Below are 13,913 nucleotides of genomic sequence, written 5' to 3'. Positions count from 1 at the left end.
AGGGAAAGGGTGTGGATCAGCCCCTCAGCCTAACCCTCCGGACCGGGGCGGACCGTTCCACCAGCCAGGCGCCCGCCACGGCCATGCCGATGGCCGCCGGTGCGGTGACGGGGAAGGCGATCAGGGTGGCGGTGTGGCCGTCGAGCAGGCCTCCGAGTCCGGTCATGGAGACCCCCAGGACACCGAGGAGGCACAGGGTGATCCCGAGGGCGGCGACGGGGCCGGCGGCGGATCCCTGGGGCCCGGCCGGACGGGCGGGCGCGGGGGCCTCGAAGCGGCGGAACAGGACGACGAACAGGCCGGTCAGCACCGCCGCGGCCAGGATCCGTACGGGGACCTGCGCCCACCAGGCGGCGGTGGCGGGGGCCGGCAGCTCCATGCCGAGGGCGAGCTGGGCCCCGTACACGGCGAGCATCGCGGTGAGGTGCCAGAGGAAGGCGGTCATGGCGACGCCGTTGGCGGCGACGACCGTACGCCACACGCGGGGGCGCTGCAGCCAGGCCCCGGCGGGCCGGGCGGCGAGCTGCACGGCGCCGACGAGCCACAGGCCGTGGCAGAGCAGGGCGAGGGTGGGCGGGGCCATGTTGGACACCTTCTCGCCGGGCATCCCGACCATGGACAGCGGGTACGGGCCGCAGGCGACCAGCAGCGCGGCCCCGGCGAGGCCGGCGGCGGCCAGGACGGCGGGCCGGCGGATGCGCCCGTCGGCGCGGAGGAAGCCGAGCTGGTGGACGGCGAGCCAGACGAGGGCGAAGTTGAGGAACTCCACGTAGGGGACGCCGAGCGCGAAGCGCAGTACGTCGACCAGTGCGGCGGCGCCGGCCAGCGCGGCGAAGGCGGCCCATCCGTACCGCTCGTGCAGCTTCAGCAGCGGCGGGGTGAAGGCGACCATGGCCAGGTAGATCCCGATGAACCACAGCGGCTGGGTGACCAGCCGCAGCGCGGCGCCGGTCAGCGCCCCGTCGGCCCTTCCGGCGAGCTGCACGCCGAGCGCGACGGCGCCCCACACGAGCACGAACACCAGGGTGGGCCGCAGCAGCCGCCGCAGCCGGGCCCGCAGGAAGACGGCGTAGACGGGTCCGTCGTGGCGGCGGGCCAGGGAGCGGTAGGAGAGGGCGTGCGAGAACCCGCCGACGAAGAAGAAGACGGGCATGATCTGGAGAGCCCAGGTGAGCACCTGGAGTGCGGGCACGAGGGCGAGCAGGTTCCCTATGCCGTCGCTGCTGACCGCGGCCATCAGCCAGTGCCCGGCGACGACCGTGCCGAGCGAGGCGACGCGCAGCAGGTCGACGTACCGGTCGCGGTCGGCGGGTGTGGCGGCGGCCATGGCGCGCGCGGTGGCTGTCATGCCCCCACGCTCTCCCCCGCCGGGCGGCCCCCGACAGGGCGCGGGTACTCAGCTCCGGCCTGAGTACGTGTCAGCCGAGCCAGACCACCCGGACGACCGAGATCTCCCTCAGCCGCTCCGGCGCGAGGAACATCAGGAAGCCCCGCCCCCCGAAGATGTCGAGCGTGCGCAAGCCCCCGCCCTCCACAGGCCCACGTCCCACCTCGCAGGCGTCCCGGCCGAGCACGGCGGGCTGCTCCGCCAGCCGTTCCACCTCGGCCACGACACCGCCGGGCAGGTCACCGACGACGTGCTGGGCGTCGGGGTTGCAGTGCCACGATCAGGCGTCGCTCACGCCGCGGCCTCGCGGCGTGCCGCGTCGAGGATGTCCCGGATCTCGGCCACCGCCGCGTCGAGTGCCTCGTGGTCCTCCGTCCGGGCCGTCACGGCTTCCAGCTCCCGCAGCCTCGCGGCGCGGGCGGGGTGGCGCTGGACGGCGACGAACTCCCCCCACCACTGCAGGAACGCCCGCAGCGGTGCGATGGTGCTCTGCTGGGCGCTCTGCTCCGCCGCCCGGTCCAGGTGATCGACGAAGGCGGGCAGGTGGGCCCGAGCGATCTGCGCCACCGCGACGCGCAGCGCCGCGGGAGTGAGCGCCGGCATCGGAATCAGTGGCGTTCCGGCCACCATCGGCTCGGACATCGGACTGCCTCCTGGACAACTCTCGTCAGTGCCTCAGAGCCTAGTCACTGGAAGGGCGGTCGGCGGGGTTTCAGTGCGGCAGGAGGGTGGCTCCCGGGGCGGGGGACGAGGCGATGCGGGTGGCACGGCAGGTGCCGGAGGCTTCGAGGGCGGCGGCGGTCTTGGCGGCGGCCTCCTCGTCGGCGACCAGGAAGGCCGTCGTCGGGCCCGAGCCGGAGACCAGGGCGGCCAGGGCGCCGGCTCCGAGGCCGGCGTCCAGCGTGGCCGCCAGCGACGGCCGCAGCGAGAGGGCCGCGGGCTGGAGGTCGTTGGCCAGGGTGGCGGCCAGCGCGTCCGGGTCGCCGGAGGCGAGGGCCGCGAGGAGGGCCGGGGAGGCCTGGGGCTCCGGGATCGGCGTGCCCTCGGTGAGGCGGTCGAACTCGCGGAAGACGGCCGGGGTGGACAGGCCTCCGTCGGCCACCGCGAACACCCAATGGAAGGAACCGGCGGGCACCGGGGTGAGGACCTCGCCGCGGCCGGTGCCGAGGGCGGCGCCGCCGACCAGGCTGAAGGGGACGTCGCTGCCGAGCTCCGCGCAGATGCCGAGGAGTTCCTCGCGCGGGGTGTTCAGGCCCCACAGGGCGTCGCAGGCCAGCAGGGCCGCCGCGCCGTCGGCGCTGCCGCCCGCCATGCCGCCGGCGACGGGGATGTTCTTGGCGATGTGCAGGTGCACCAGGGGGTCGAGGCCGCTGCGGGCGGCGAGGATCTCGGCCGCGCGCGCCGCGAGGTTGGTGCGGTCCAGCGGGACCTTGCCGGCGTCCGGGCCCTCGCAGGTCACCGTCAGCGCGTCGGCCGGGGTCGCGGTCACCTCGTCGAAGAGGGAGACGGCGAGGAAGACGTTGGCGAGGTCGTGGAAGCCGTCGGGCCGGGCCGCGCCGACCGCCAGCTGGACGTTGACCTTCGCGGGGACCCGTACGGTGACGGGTGTCGTCCGAGGGCCGGTGCTCGTGTTCGTGCGCGTGGTCACAGTGCGGGCCTCTCCGGGGCGGGCTTGTGCTCGGCGATCGCGGCGAACTCCTCCACCGTCAGGGACTCCCCGCGGGCCTGCGGGGAGACGCCCGCGGCGACCAGCGCGGCCTCCGCGCCCGCCGCGGAGCCGGCCCAGCCGGCCAGTGCGGCGCGCAGGGTCTTGCGGCGCTGCGCGAACGCCGCGTCGACGACCGCGAAGACCTCTTCCTTCGAGGCGCTGGTCCGGATCGGCTCGGTGCGCCGCACCAGGGAGACGAGACCGGAGTCGACGTTCGGCGCGGGCCAGAAGACCTTGCGGCCGATGGCTCCGGCGCGCTTGACGTGCGCGTACCAGTTGGCCTTGACGGAGGGCACCCCGTAGACCTTGTTGCCGGGCTCGGCGGCCAGCCGGTCGGCGACCTCCGCCTGGACCATGACGAGGGTCCGCTCGATGCTCGGGAACCGGTCGAGCATGGTGAGCAGGACGGGCACGGCCACGTTGTACGGCAGGTTCGCGACGAGCGCCGTCGGCGCCGGGCCGGGCAGTTCGGTCACGAGCATCGCGTCGGAGTGGACCAGCGCGAAGCGGTCCTTCTTCGCGGGCATGCGGGCCTCGATGGTGGCGGGCAGCGCGGCCGCCAGGATGTCGTCGATCTCGACGGCGACGACCCGGTCGGCGGCCTCCAGCAGCGCGAGCGTCAGCGAGCCCAGGCCGGGGCCGACCTCGACGACCACGTCGTCCGGGCGGACCTCAGCGGTGCGCACGATCCGGCGCACCGTGTTGGCGTCGATGACGAAGTTCTGCCCCTTCTGCTTCGTCGGGCGTACGCCGAGGGCGGCGGCCAGCTCCCTGACGTCGGCGGGGCCGAGGAGGGCGTCGGGGGTGCTGGGCGCGGGGTTATCGGGCTGCTGCTCTGCGGTGCTCACCGGTAAAGCGTCTCAGATCGGCGGAGCGGTCCCGACGACGACGTGGACCTCCGGCGCCGGACGCGGGCCCGCGGCCTACGAGGTGAGCCTGCGGCCGCAGTGGGGCCACGGGCTCGCGCCCCGCTGCACGTAGAGCTTCTTCGCCCGGTACGTCTGTTCCGCGGCCGGGGCGTCCTGGGGGCGGCCGCTCCCGCCGAGGCCCTGCCAGGTGCGGACGTCGAACTGGTACAGGCCGCCGTACGTCCCCGAGGCGTCGGTGGCGGAGGGCCGGCCCCCGGACTCGCACTGGGCGAGGGCCGCCCAGTTGAGGCCGTCCGCGCCGGCGACGGAGCTCGGCAGCGGCCTGGTGCCGACCCTGACCAGCTGGGTGACGGGCTCGCGCACCACCTCGTCGGCGATGGCGCGGGGCTTCTGCCGGACCCCGTTGACGGTGCGCAGGCTGTAGGTGACCCTGCGCGCCCCGGGCCGGCCGGCGCGCTCGACGACCTCGATTCCGGCGAACAGCTCGGCGTCCCTGATCTTCTCGGTCCCGAAGGGGATGCGCTCCTCGCGGACCTCGCGGGTGCCGGTGATCCGGAGCACGGTGACGGTCTGCCCGTCGCGCGGGAAGTCGGTGGGCGGCACGGAGGTGGTGTCCTGGCCGTGGAGGGTGATGCCCGCCTGGTCGAGGGCCTCCTGGACGGTGGCGGCGTTGGTGCGGATGGTGCGCTCGCGGCCGTCGGCCATGAAGGTGACGCTGCGCTCGGTACGGACGCTGAGTGCCAGGCCGGCGCGCGGTACGGGGGCGGTACGCGGGGCGGAGAGGTAGGCGCCCTCGGCGCGGATGCCGAACTGGCGCAGGGCTCCGTCGACGGTGCGGGCGGTGGTCCACACCTGGCGCTGCTGTCCGTCGAGGGTCAGGCGCAGGGGGCGGCCGTAGCGGACGACGATCTCCTCGCCGTCGTCGAGGGGTTCGCCGGGGGCGGGGGCGACGAGGTCGTGGGGGCCGACGTCGAGGCCTTCCGCGGCGAGGAGTTCCTCGACGTCACCGGCGAAGGTGTGCAGTTCCCTGGGAACTCCGTCGACGGTGAGGCGTACCGATTTGTCAGCGGCGACGAACGCGGTCGTGCCGCCGGCGAGGAAGGCCACGACCAGGGCCTGCGGCACGATCCGCCGCCAGTTCCCGGCGGGGACCGCGGGGCCGATGAGCACGGGCACCGCGGCCCGGCGGCGGCCGTGGCCCGCCCCGGCGGGCGCGGGGACGGCCCCTTCGGCGGGGCCGCGGCGCCGGCCGGTGCCGGCGGGGGGCTCCTCGACGGCGGTACGGCCGCGGGCGCGGCGGCCCGGGGCGGGCACGCCCGCGTCGGCGAGGGTGGGGGTGGGGGTCGGGGCGGGGGCACGGCGGCGGCCCGTACCCGGGGCGGCGGCCGGGCCGGGCCGTTCGCCGTCCCGGCCCTCGGCGTCCGCGGCGCGCCGACGGCGTCCGGCCCGCCGGTCCTCGGCGCGCGGGCCGGGCACGGGGACGGCCAGGGCGGGTTCGGTGTCCCAGGACGAGGGCCCGGTGTCGGCGAGCCGGGCCGGGGGTTCGCCCCCGTACGCCTCGGGGACGGGAGCGCCCCGGCGGTGGCTGCCCTGCGTATCGCTCACGACGCTCGCTCCCCTGGTGGTCCGGCACCCGCTGGTTGGGGCACGGCACCCTAGCGGAGGAGCGGTCACGGAACAAAGTCGTACGACTACCCTGTGTGCCGTCGGCGCGGGGGCGATCAGTAGTCGAAGGCGCGGGCGGTGTTGGCCGCCAGGGCGGTGGCCATCGCGTCCTCGTCGATCCCGCGGACCGCGGCCATCGCGCGGACCGTCAGCGGAATGAGGTACGGCGCGTTGGGCCGTCCGCGGTACGGGGCGGGGGTCAGGTAGGGCGCGTCGGTCTCCACGAGGACCAGTTCCAGCGGGGCCACGGCCAGCGCCTCGCGCAGCGGCGCGGCGTTCTTGAAGGTGACGGTGCCGGCGAAGGACATGTAGTAGCCGGCGGCGGCGCACTCGCGGGCCATGTCGGCGTCCCCGGAGTAGCAGTGGAAGACGGTCCGCTCGGGGGCGCCCTCCTCGCGCAGTACACGCAGCACGTCGGCGTGGGCGTCGCGGTCGTGGATGACGAGGGCCTTGCCCTGCCGCTTGGCGATCTCGATGTGGGCGCGGAAGGACCGCTCCTGCGCGGCCATGCCCTCCGGGCCGGTGCGGAAGTAGTCCAGGCCGGTCTCGCCGACCGCCTTGACGTGGCCGAGGGCGGCGAGCGCCTCGATCTCCGCGAGGGCCTCGTCGAGGGCGGCGTCACCGCCGCCGGGCCGGGCGCCCTGGCGGGACCATCCGTCCGGGTCCCCGAGGACGATGCGCGGGGCTTCGTTGGGGTGCAGGGCGACGGCCGCGTGGACGTTGTCGTGCCGGGCCGCGGTCTCTGCGGCCCACCGGGAGCCCTTCACGTCGCAGCCGACCTGGACGACGGTGGTCACGCCGACCGAGGCGGCCTTGGCGAGGCCCTCCTCGACGGTGCCCGACTGCATGTCCAGGTGGGTGTGCGAGTCCGCCACCGCCACCCGGAGGGGTTCGGGCAGCGGCGGCGGTGCGTCCTTGGAGGCGGAGGAAGGGCTCATGGGCCGATCTTATGACCGGCGGAAGAACCCCATCAGCCGGGAGAGCGGGCCCCCGCGCTTCTCGGCCTCGCTGATGGCGACGGGTCCGGGGCCGTCGTGGACTTCGGCGGCCCTGCGGGGTTTCGGGGTGCCCGGGACGTTCGCGCCGGCCGGCACCGGTCCGGCGATCCCGGGGGCGATGCGGTGGTGGTAGAGGTGGTCGATCATCCCGAGGACCGAGGAGACCTGGCCGGCCCGCATGATCCGCACGACGTGCCCGCCGCAGTTCAGGCAGGTCGGGTTGGACAGCGGGGAGGGCACCCGTTCGCCGTCGACCGTGTACATGATGAACGGCTCGCCCCGGCCGTCGACGTGGTGCTCGATCCGGTAGCCCTGCTCCCAGCCGTACCCGCAGCGCATGCACGCGAAGGAGTACGCCTCCTGCACGGTCTGCACGTCGGGGCTGGAGAAACGTGCGGGGGCCGCGGGCTGGACCGGTACCGGGGTGTCTGCGATCTCACTCATGCCAGCTCCTCTTGTTCCACTGGTGCCATGGCCAGTGGACGCCTCTTCGGGCGGGAGCGCATCAGGTCCTGTCCAGTGTTGGACGACCTTTGGGCGAGTCATGCCCAAAGCGCCCGGCGCACGGTCTGAGCTTTGCCTTTCAGGTTAGCTCTTTACCGGGTCATGGCGCCTTTCCTGCCGCATTCTTTGCCGCCACGACGGCGTCGAAGACGTCGCGCTTGGGTACACCGGCCTCGGCCGCGACCGCCGCGATGGCCTCCTTGCGGCGCTCCCCCGCTTCCTCGCGCACCCGGACCCGGCGCACGAGTTCCTCGTCGTCCACGTCGCCGGGGCCGGCCGCCGGGGCGCCCTCCACCACGATGGTGATCTCCCCGCGCACGCCCTCCGCGGCCCAGGCGGCGAGTTCGCCGAGCCCGCCGCGCTTGACCTCCTCGTAGGTCTTCGTGAGCTCGCGGCAGACCGCGGCCCGCCGCTCGGCGCCGAAGACCTCGGCCATCGCGGCCAGGGTGTCGTCCAGCCGGTGCGGGGCCTCGAAGTAGACGAGCGTGCGGCGCTCGCCCTCGACCTCGCGGAGCCGGCCGAGGCGCTCGCCGGCCTTGCGCGGCAGGAAGCCCTCGAAGCAGAACCGGTCCACGGGCAGCCCGGACAGCGCGAGCGCGGTGAGCACGGCGGACGGCCCGGGGACCGCCGTGACCTTGATGTCCTTCTCCACGGCGGCGGCGACCAGCCGGTAGCCGGGGTCGGAGACCGACGGCATGCCCGCGTCGGTCACGAGCAGCACGCGCGCCCCGCCGGCCAGGGCCTCGACCAGTTCCGGGGTGCGGGCCGACTCGTTGCCCTCGAAGTACGACAGGACGCGCCCGGTGGTGTGCACGCCGAGCCCCTGGGTCAGCCTGCGCAGCCGCCGGGTGTCCTCGGCGGCGACGACGTCGGCCCGCTCCAGTTCCGCCGCCAGTCGCGGCGGGGCGTCGGCGAGGTCGCCGATGGGGGTGCCGGCAAGGACGAGGACGCCTGCCGAGGAGGTGGGCTCGGTACCGCGGGGCTGGTCAGTTGTCACCCGCCCATCCTCTCAGTCCCGCGGCTCGTCACCCCACGCCACTGGGGCGCACACAGATCTCTTCCCTACGATGTGCCGGTGACCAGTACCGCGACGCCGCCGCCCAGCCCCGCGGGGGCCCTGCCCTCCGAGGCTGCGGGCGGCGAAGAAGAGCCGACCACCTGGCTGCGCCGCCTGCGCGGCTTCGGCTACGCGCCGGCCGCCGGCGCGTCGCCCCGCGTGGACGTCCGCACCCGCCTGGTGCCCCCGTACACGAAGCCGTCCCGGCAGCTGTGGATGACCTTCGGGCTGCCACCGCAGGTGTGGGGGACCTGGCAGCGCATCGTGTCGTGGCTCGGGCCGCTGCTGGTGGCGCTGGTCGCGGGCGTGCTGCGGTTCGTGCACCTGGGCAGCCCCAAGGCGGTGATATTCGACGAGACGTACTACGCCAAGGACGCCTGGGCCACGATCAAGCAGGGCTACGAGGCGAACTGGCCCAAGGACATCGACAAGTCGATCCTCGCCAACCCGGACGGGGTCGCCCTGCCGGTGGACCCGGGCTATGTGGTGCACCCGCCGGTCGGCAAGTGGGTGATCGGGCTCGGCGAGTGGATGTTCGGCCTCACCCCCTTCGGCTGGCGGTTCATGACCGCCGTGCTCGGCACCCTGTCGGTGCTGATGCTGTGCCGGATCGGGCGGCGTCTCTTCCGCTCGACGTTCCTGGGCTGCCTGGCGGGCGCGCTGCTCGCGGTGGACGGCCTGCATCTGGTGATGAGCCGCACGGCCCTGCTCGACCTGGTGCTGATGTTCTTCGTGCTCGCCGCGTTCGGGGCGCTGCTCATCGACCGGGACCGGGCCAGGGCCCGGCTCGCGGACGCGCTGCCGGTGGACGAGGAGGGCCGGACCCGCCCCGACGCGAAGATCGCGGAGACGCTGCGGCTCGGCTGGCGCCCGTACCGGATCCTGGCCGGTGTGTGCCTGGGTCTGGCGGCCGGCACGAAGTGGAACGGCTTCGTGATCCTGGCCTTCTTCGGCATCCTCACCGTGCTGTGGGACGCCGCCGCCCGGCGCACCGCCGGCGCGGGCACCCCGTACGCGGCGATGCTGCGCCGTGACGCGCTGCCCGCCTTCGTCTCCACGGTGCCAGTGGCGGTCGTGACGTACGTGGCCTCCTGGTCGGGGTGGATCTTCAGCCCGGACAACGGCAAGGGCGGCTACCTGCGCGACTGGGCCGCCAAGCACGACCGGGACAGCTCGCTGTCGTTCCTGCCGGAATGGGTGCGCAGCCTGTGGCACTACGAGACCGAGGTCTACAGCTTCCACGTCGGCCTGACCTCGGGGCACACCTACGAGTCCAACCCGTGGAGCTGGCTGGTGCTGGGCCGGCCCGTCTCGTACTTCTACGAGTCCCCCGAGCCGGGCACCGACGGCTGCCCGGCGACGGCGGCCGGCAAGTGCGCCCGCGAGGTCCTGGCGCTGGGGACGCCGTTGCTGTGGTGGGCGGGCTGCTTCGCTCTGCTGTACGTGCTGTGGCGGTGGTTCTTCCGCCGTGACTGGCGGGCGGGCGCGATCGCGTGCGCGCTGGGCGCGGGTCTGCTGCCCTGGTTCAACTACCAGGAGCGGACGATCTTCTACTTCTACGCGGTGGTCTTCGTCCCGTACCTGTGCCTGGCGGTGGCGATGATGATCGGCGCCCTGCTGGGGCCCGCGGGCTCGACGGAACGCCGCCGCGCCCTGGGCGCGATCGGCGCGGGCGTGCTGGTCCTGCTGATCGTGTGGAACTTCATCTACTTCTGGCCGATCTACACGGGCCAGACCCTCCCCATGGACTCCTGGCGCGGCCGCATGTGGCTGGACACCTGGGTCTAGCAGCGCAGACGACGGGCCCGGCACCGGATGGTGCCGGGCCCGTCGTGGTTGCTGCTGGTGGTCGCCGGCCGTCCTGGGCCACCCCTCGACGGCCCACAGACGGCCCCGGCGCCGGAGGGTGGTGCCGGGGCCCTGGTGCGTTCCGGGTGCGGGGTCAGCGGGAGGCTTCGCAGGCCGAGTTCGCCGCGTCCTTGCTCGCGCCGACCGCGACGAGGCTGGAGACGCAGCTGGTCTGGTTGCCGATCTGGCCCTCGTAGCACGCCTCCGCGGCGCCGTCCGTGGCCTTCGGGGCGTGCTGGGCGACGTACTGCTCGCAGGCCTTCGCGTCCGCCTGGGCGGACGGGGCGGCGACGACGGCGCCGCCGGCGGCGAGGGCCAGGCCTGCGAGGATGCTGGGGATACGAGCCGACGGACGCATGCGGATGCACCTGCTCTCTCGGTCGGTCACGCGATCCGCGGATGCGCCGGACCACGGGCGGGGGCGGCGGCGCGGAGCGGGGACTCCGGGGCGGGCGACCGGCTCGACGCATCGGTCGCCCTCGCCCTTCCGACGCTAGAACACGGCCCCGGCGGCTGCACGTCGGCCGCCCGGGCCGCTCAGGCGGGCTCGTCGTCCCAGGCAGGGGGCGTGGTCGTGCCGGTGAGCCAGTCCCGTCGCAGGATCGCGTAGCCGACGGCGTCATGGACGGCGCCGCCGTCGGCGGCGGGCCATCCGTCCCGGTGGTGGGCCTCCTTGACGTAGCCGCACCGCCGGAAGGTGCGGCGCATCGCCGTGTTGTCCCGGCGCGTGGTGCCCTCGATGCGCCGGATCCCCGGGAACTCGGCGAACAGGTACGCCGTCAGCCAGGCCAGGGCGTGGCCGCCGATGCCGCGGCCCCGGTAGCGGGTGCGAAGGCGCAGGTCGAAGACGGGCGTGCCGTCGCCGAGGTCCATGAGGCGGATGAGCCCGAGGGCGTCGCCGCCGTGGGTGATCCAGAACGTCCTGGTGTCGTCGCCGTCGAAGCGGCCGTCCGCCACCCAGCGCCGGGCCTGTGCGGCGTCGACCACGGCCGCGCCGTGGAACGGCCAGGTGTCCGCTGTGAGGAAGGCGACCAGGGCGTCGGCCTCCGAGGGGTCGAACCGCCGGTAGGTGAGCTCCACGGGCGCACCTTAGTACTGCAACAGTGTTGGGTCGTGACGGTCGCGAGTACGAACCGTCGGTGACCGCCGCAGGTCCTCCCGCCCGCAGCCACCAGCCCGGGCCCGCCTCCGAGCGTGCCGTCCGCACCGCCTGCCGTGCGGAGGTGCGCGGGGTGCGGGCCCGACCGATGATGTCCTGAACCCCGCATCCCGCCTCACCAGAGAAAGGGCGGTGGCAGACCGTGAACACCGACCCCGGATTCCTCCGTCCGGCGGACGAGAAGGCCGTCGCTGCGGAGGAGGCGGCCCGCGCCGCACTGACCGGTACCGGTGCGTACCTCATGCCTCCGGCCGACGTGCTGGCCTGCCTGGGTGCGGACGCATCGTCCTGGGCACATTTCGCGGCCCACTGGCAGGATCTGACGGTGGACGCGTACGCGGCCCGGCGCGGCACCCACAGGCTCCGGCGCTACGGGCACTTCTCGCTCTCGCCCGTGACCGGGGAGCTGCGGCTGCTGCCCCACACCGAGTTCGTCCAGCCGGGCAACACCAATCCGCTCTACGAGTCGGTGGACCGCCATTTCGATCCACTCACCGACGACTTCGTGGCCGATCCGGTGCTGCGCCGGGTCATCGGCCTGCTGGGCCGGGTGGCGGGCGTACTGGACGTCGCCGAGTGGTGGAGCGTCAAGGTGCATCCCTTCCGGGTGATCGCCACGGCGGAGGGGGGAGGGGAGCCGTCACCGGAGGGCAGGCACCGGGACGGCGTCAGCCTGGTGTCCTCGCTGTTCATCGGTCGTGACAACGCCACCGGGGGCGAAAGCACCGTCTACACGCCCGAGGGCGGCGAGATCCTGTCGGTCACGCTGCGCGAACCGGCGAGCCTGCTGGTCTCCGACGACGGCGGCACCCTGCACGATGTGTCGCCCATCCGGCCGGTCGATGCCGCGCACCCGGCACACCGCGACGTCCTGGTGACGACCCTCATCCCCGGCTGACCGGCCCGTCCGCGCGGTGGAGACGTCCGCGTGGGCCCTCGTGCGAAGCCCGTCGCCGCCGGCGTCAGCCGAGCTCGACATCCGCGCGCCGCCGGTCCGGTCGGTCCCGGGGATCCGAGTGGTCCGAACAGGTGTCGAGCCGCGTGCGTCGGCGGGGGAGGCAGAGGGACGGAAGCGATGGCCGGGTTACGGTCGGCCATCGAGCGGCGGCACTTGCCGGCATACGGGAGGCATTGCTGTGGCGACTGCGAACCCGCGTTCCACCATCGCGATGCTCCCGATCATCTCGGGACTCGCCCTGGCCTTCACGATCCCGGCCGTGGACCCGCTGGTCCTCAGCCTGAACATGCCGCAGATCAGCCGGGCGCTCCAGGTGCCGCCCGACGTCGTCGGACTCCTGGGCGGCGCGGCCACGCTGGTCATGGCCGCCGCCGTACTCGCCGTGGGCAGTCTCGGGGACGCCATCGGGCTCAGGAAGATGCTGATGCTCGGGCTGGTCAGCGACATCGTCGTCAATCTGCTGTCAGCGCTCTCCCCCGGCTATGTGTTCCTGCTGGTGATGCGCCTCCTGGACGGCCTGGCACTGGCCGCGGTTCTGGGTGTGTCGATGGCCCTGCTCAAAGTGTCGGTACCGGCGGAGAGGCGGCCGGCGGCCATCGGCATCTTCATGGCCATCGAGATGGTGCTGTGCGGGGTGACCCCCGCGGCCGGGGGCTGGGTGGTGGACGCCATCGGCTGGCGGTGGCTGTTCCTGCTCGCTCCGCTGCTCTCGCTGATCGCGCTCGGGCTGACCGCCCGGTTCGTCACCGAGCCCCCCGTCCAGGAGCGCTCCCGGGTCGACAAGATCGGCGTCAGCCTGGTGGGCCTCACCCTGCTGATGCTCGTGCACGGCATCGCCGAGGCGCAGAACGGGATCTCCCAGGTCCAGGCATGGCTGCCGCTGGCGGTCAGTGCCGTCGCCGGAGTGCTGTTCGTGCTCCATGAGCGCCGGACACCGGAACCGGTCCTGGAACTGTCGCTCTTCCGCAGCGGCCCGTTCACGGTGGCTGCGCTGGCCAGCCTGACGCTGAACTTCGTCATCGCGGGGTTCAGTTTCGCCCTCGGGCAGTTCGGCAGTGTGGTCATGGCGCTGCCCCAGAGCACGATCGGCCTGCTGTATCTGCCCGGCACACTGGCGATCGCGGGCGCCGTCATCCTCGCCGGCCGCCTGATCGGGAAGTACAGTCCCAAGCCCGTCCTCATCACCGGCCTGCTGGCGCTGGTCGCGGGCGGGCTGCTGCTGGCAGCCACGGCCGCGCCCACGATGCCACTGTGGATCCTCGTACTGGCCACCTGGCTCACCAACCTCGGATCGCTGGTGACTTCCGCCGCGGTGGCCGAGACCATCCTCTCCCACGCCCCGCCCGGTAGGTCCGGCGCCACGGCCTCCGTCCAGCCGGCGTTCGGAATGAGCGGCTACGCGCTCGGCCCCGCCGTCTTCCTCCTGCTTTTCAACCTCTTCTTCCAGCAGCAGTGGCTCAACGATGCCGCCGAGCGTGGGCTGTCGGCGACCGAGGCCGAGCAGGCCGTGGACGCGACACGAAGCGCGATGGCGCGCAGTCCCGGCTCCGCCGGCTACGACCCCAACCTGCTCAGGCAGTCCGGACTGGCCCTCGACCTGGACTTCACCAACGGCCTGAGGCTCACCATGCTGATCGTGAGCCTCCTGCCACTCGTCCTGGCCGGGGCGGCTTACCTGATCATTCCGCGCCGGGCCCGGACCACACCGTAGAAGCCGTCCGGAGCACCGGGACGCCGGGGGGACGCCCGGCCGCAGACAC

14 protein-coding genes are annotated in these 13,913 nt (G+C 73.7%); 3 read left to right on the top strand and 11 right to left on the bottom strand.

Features of this window, described 5'->3' with window-relative positions:
- Nucleotides 1–16 precede the first annotated feature (16 nt).
- The 9 genes from AAT21_RS23370 to rsmI form a co-directional block, all read right to left on the bottom strand.
- A complete protein-coding gene (locus tag AAT21_RS23370) occupies nt 17–1,348 on the bottom strand; it encodes an acyltransferase family protein (protein ID WP_046778884.1) in 1,332 nt (443 codons plus the stop codon).
- 70 nt (nt 1,349–1,418) lie between these two features.
- Nucleotides 1,419–1,610: a hypothetical protein gene (locus AAT21_RS23365; RefSeq protein WP_235439121.1), complete on the bottom strand. Its 192-nt coding sequence runs from the start codon at nt 1,608–1,610 to the stop codon at nt 1,419–1,421.
- A 68-nt stretch (nt 1,611–1,678) separates the two neighbouring features.
- Complete coding sequence (locus AAT21_RS23360) at nt 1,679–2,029, bottom strand: hypothetical protein (RefSeq protein ID WP_046778882.1); 351 nt, start codon at nt 2,027–2,029, stop codon at nt 1,679–1,681.
- A gap of 70 nt (nt 2,030–2,099) precedes the next feature.
- A complete protein-coding gene (locus AAT21_RS23355) occupies nt 2,100–3,035 on the bottom strand; it encodes a 4-(cytidine 5'-diphospho)-2-C-methyl-D-erythritol kinase (RefSeq protein WP_046778881.1) in 936 nt (311 codons plus the stop codon).
- A complete protein-coding gene (rsmA, locus tag AAT21_RS23350) occupies nt 3,032–3,943 on the bottom strand; it encodes a 16S rRNA (adenine(1518)-N(6)/adenine(1519)-N(6))-dimethyltransferase RsmA (RefSeq protein WP_046778880.1) in 912 nt (303 codons plus the stop codon). Before rsmA ends, AAT21_RS23355 begins: the two co-directional genes overlap by 4 nt.
- Nucleotides 3,944–4,018: 75 nt before the next feature.
- Nucleotides 4,019–5,569, bottom strand: coding sequence for a ubiquitin-like domain-containing protein (locus tag AAT21_RS23345; RefSeq protein ID WP_327152757.1), 1,551 nt, complete (start codon nt 5,567–5,569; stop codon nt 4,019–4,021).
- 116 nt (nt 5,570–5,685) lie between these two features.
- Nucleotides 5,686–6,567 (bottom strand): TatD family hydrolase, encoded by an 882-nt coding sequence (locus AAT21_RS23340; protein ID WP_046778879.1) that lies wholly within the window; start codon nt 6,565–6,567, stop codon nt 5,686–5,688.
- A 9-nt stretch (nt 6,568–6,576) separates the two neighbouring features.
- Complete coding sequence (locus tag AAT21_RS23335; RefSeq protein WP_046778878.1) at nt 6,577–7,071, bottom strand: hypothetical protein; 495 nt, start codon at nt 7,069–7,071, stop codon at nt 6,577–6,579.
- Nucleotides 7,072–7,231: 160 nt separating this feature from the next.
- Nucleotides 7,232–8,128, bottom strand: a complete 897-nt coding sequence (gene rsmI, locus AAT21_RS23330; RefSeq protein WP_046778877.1) for a 16S rRNA (cytidine(1402)-2'-O)-methyltransferase — start codon at nt 8,126–8,128, stop codon at nt 7,232–7,234.
- Between the two features lie 78 nt (nt 8,129–8,206).
- Between rsmI and AAT21_RS23325 the strand changes: the two genes are divergently transcribed.
- Nucleotides 8,207–9,976 carry a dolichyl-phosphate-mannose--protein mannosyltransferase gene (locus AAT21_RS23325; RefSeq protein ID WP_079025904.1) on the top strand — a complete coding sequence of 590 codons (1,770 nt, stop codon included), beginning with the start codon at nt 8,207–8,209 and terminating at the stop codon, nt 9,974–9,976.
- Between the two features lie 154 nt (nt 9,977–10,130).
- On the opposite strand, the gene AAT21_RS23320 is transcribed toward AAT21_RS23325, so the two are convergent.
- Nucleotides 10,131–10,394: a hypothetical protein gene (locus AAT21_RS23320; protein WP_046778876.1), complete on the bottom strand. Its 264-nt coding sequence runs from the start codon at nt 10,392–10,394 to the stop codon at nt 10,131–10,133.
- A 179-nt stretch (nt 10,395–10,573) separates the two neighbouring features.
- Nucleotides 10,574–11,116: a GNAT family N-acetyltransferase gene (locus AAT21_RS23315; RefSeq protein WP_046778875.1), complete on the bottom strand. Its 543-nt coding sequence runs from the start codon at nt 11,114–11,116 to the stop codon at nt 10,574–10,576.
- A 221-nt stretch (nt 11,117–11,337) separates the two neighbouring features.
- Between AAT21_RS23315 and AAT21_RS23310 the strand changes: the two genes are divergently transcribed.
- Together AAT21_RS23310 and AAT21_RS23305 are read left to right on the top strand one after the other, a co-directional pair.
- Nucleotides 11,338–12,093, top strand: coding sequence for a 2OG-Fe dioxygenase family protein (locus AAT21_RS23310; RefSeq protein ID WP_046778874.1), 756 nt, complete (start codon nt 11,338–11,340; stop codon nt 12,091–12,093).
- A gap of 238 nt (nt 12,094–12,331) precedes the next feature.
- Entirely contained in the window at nt 12,332–13,864 is a 1,533-nt protein-coding gene (locus AAT21_RS23305) for an MFS transporter (RefSeq protein WP_199838236.1), read from the top strand.
- Nucleotides 13,865–13,913: the final 49 nt, after the last annotated feature.

The organism is Streptomyces yangpuensis (assembly GCF_001005295.1).
GTDB lineage: Bacteria > Actinomycetota > Actinomycetes > Streptomycetales > Streptomycetaceae > Streptomyces > Streptomyces yangpuensis.
Note: the sequence above shows the minus strand (reverse complement) of the source record. Positions and strands in the feature narration are given on the sequence as shown.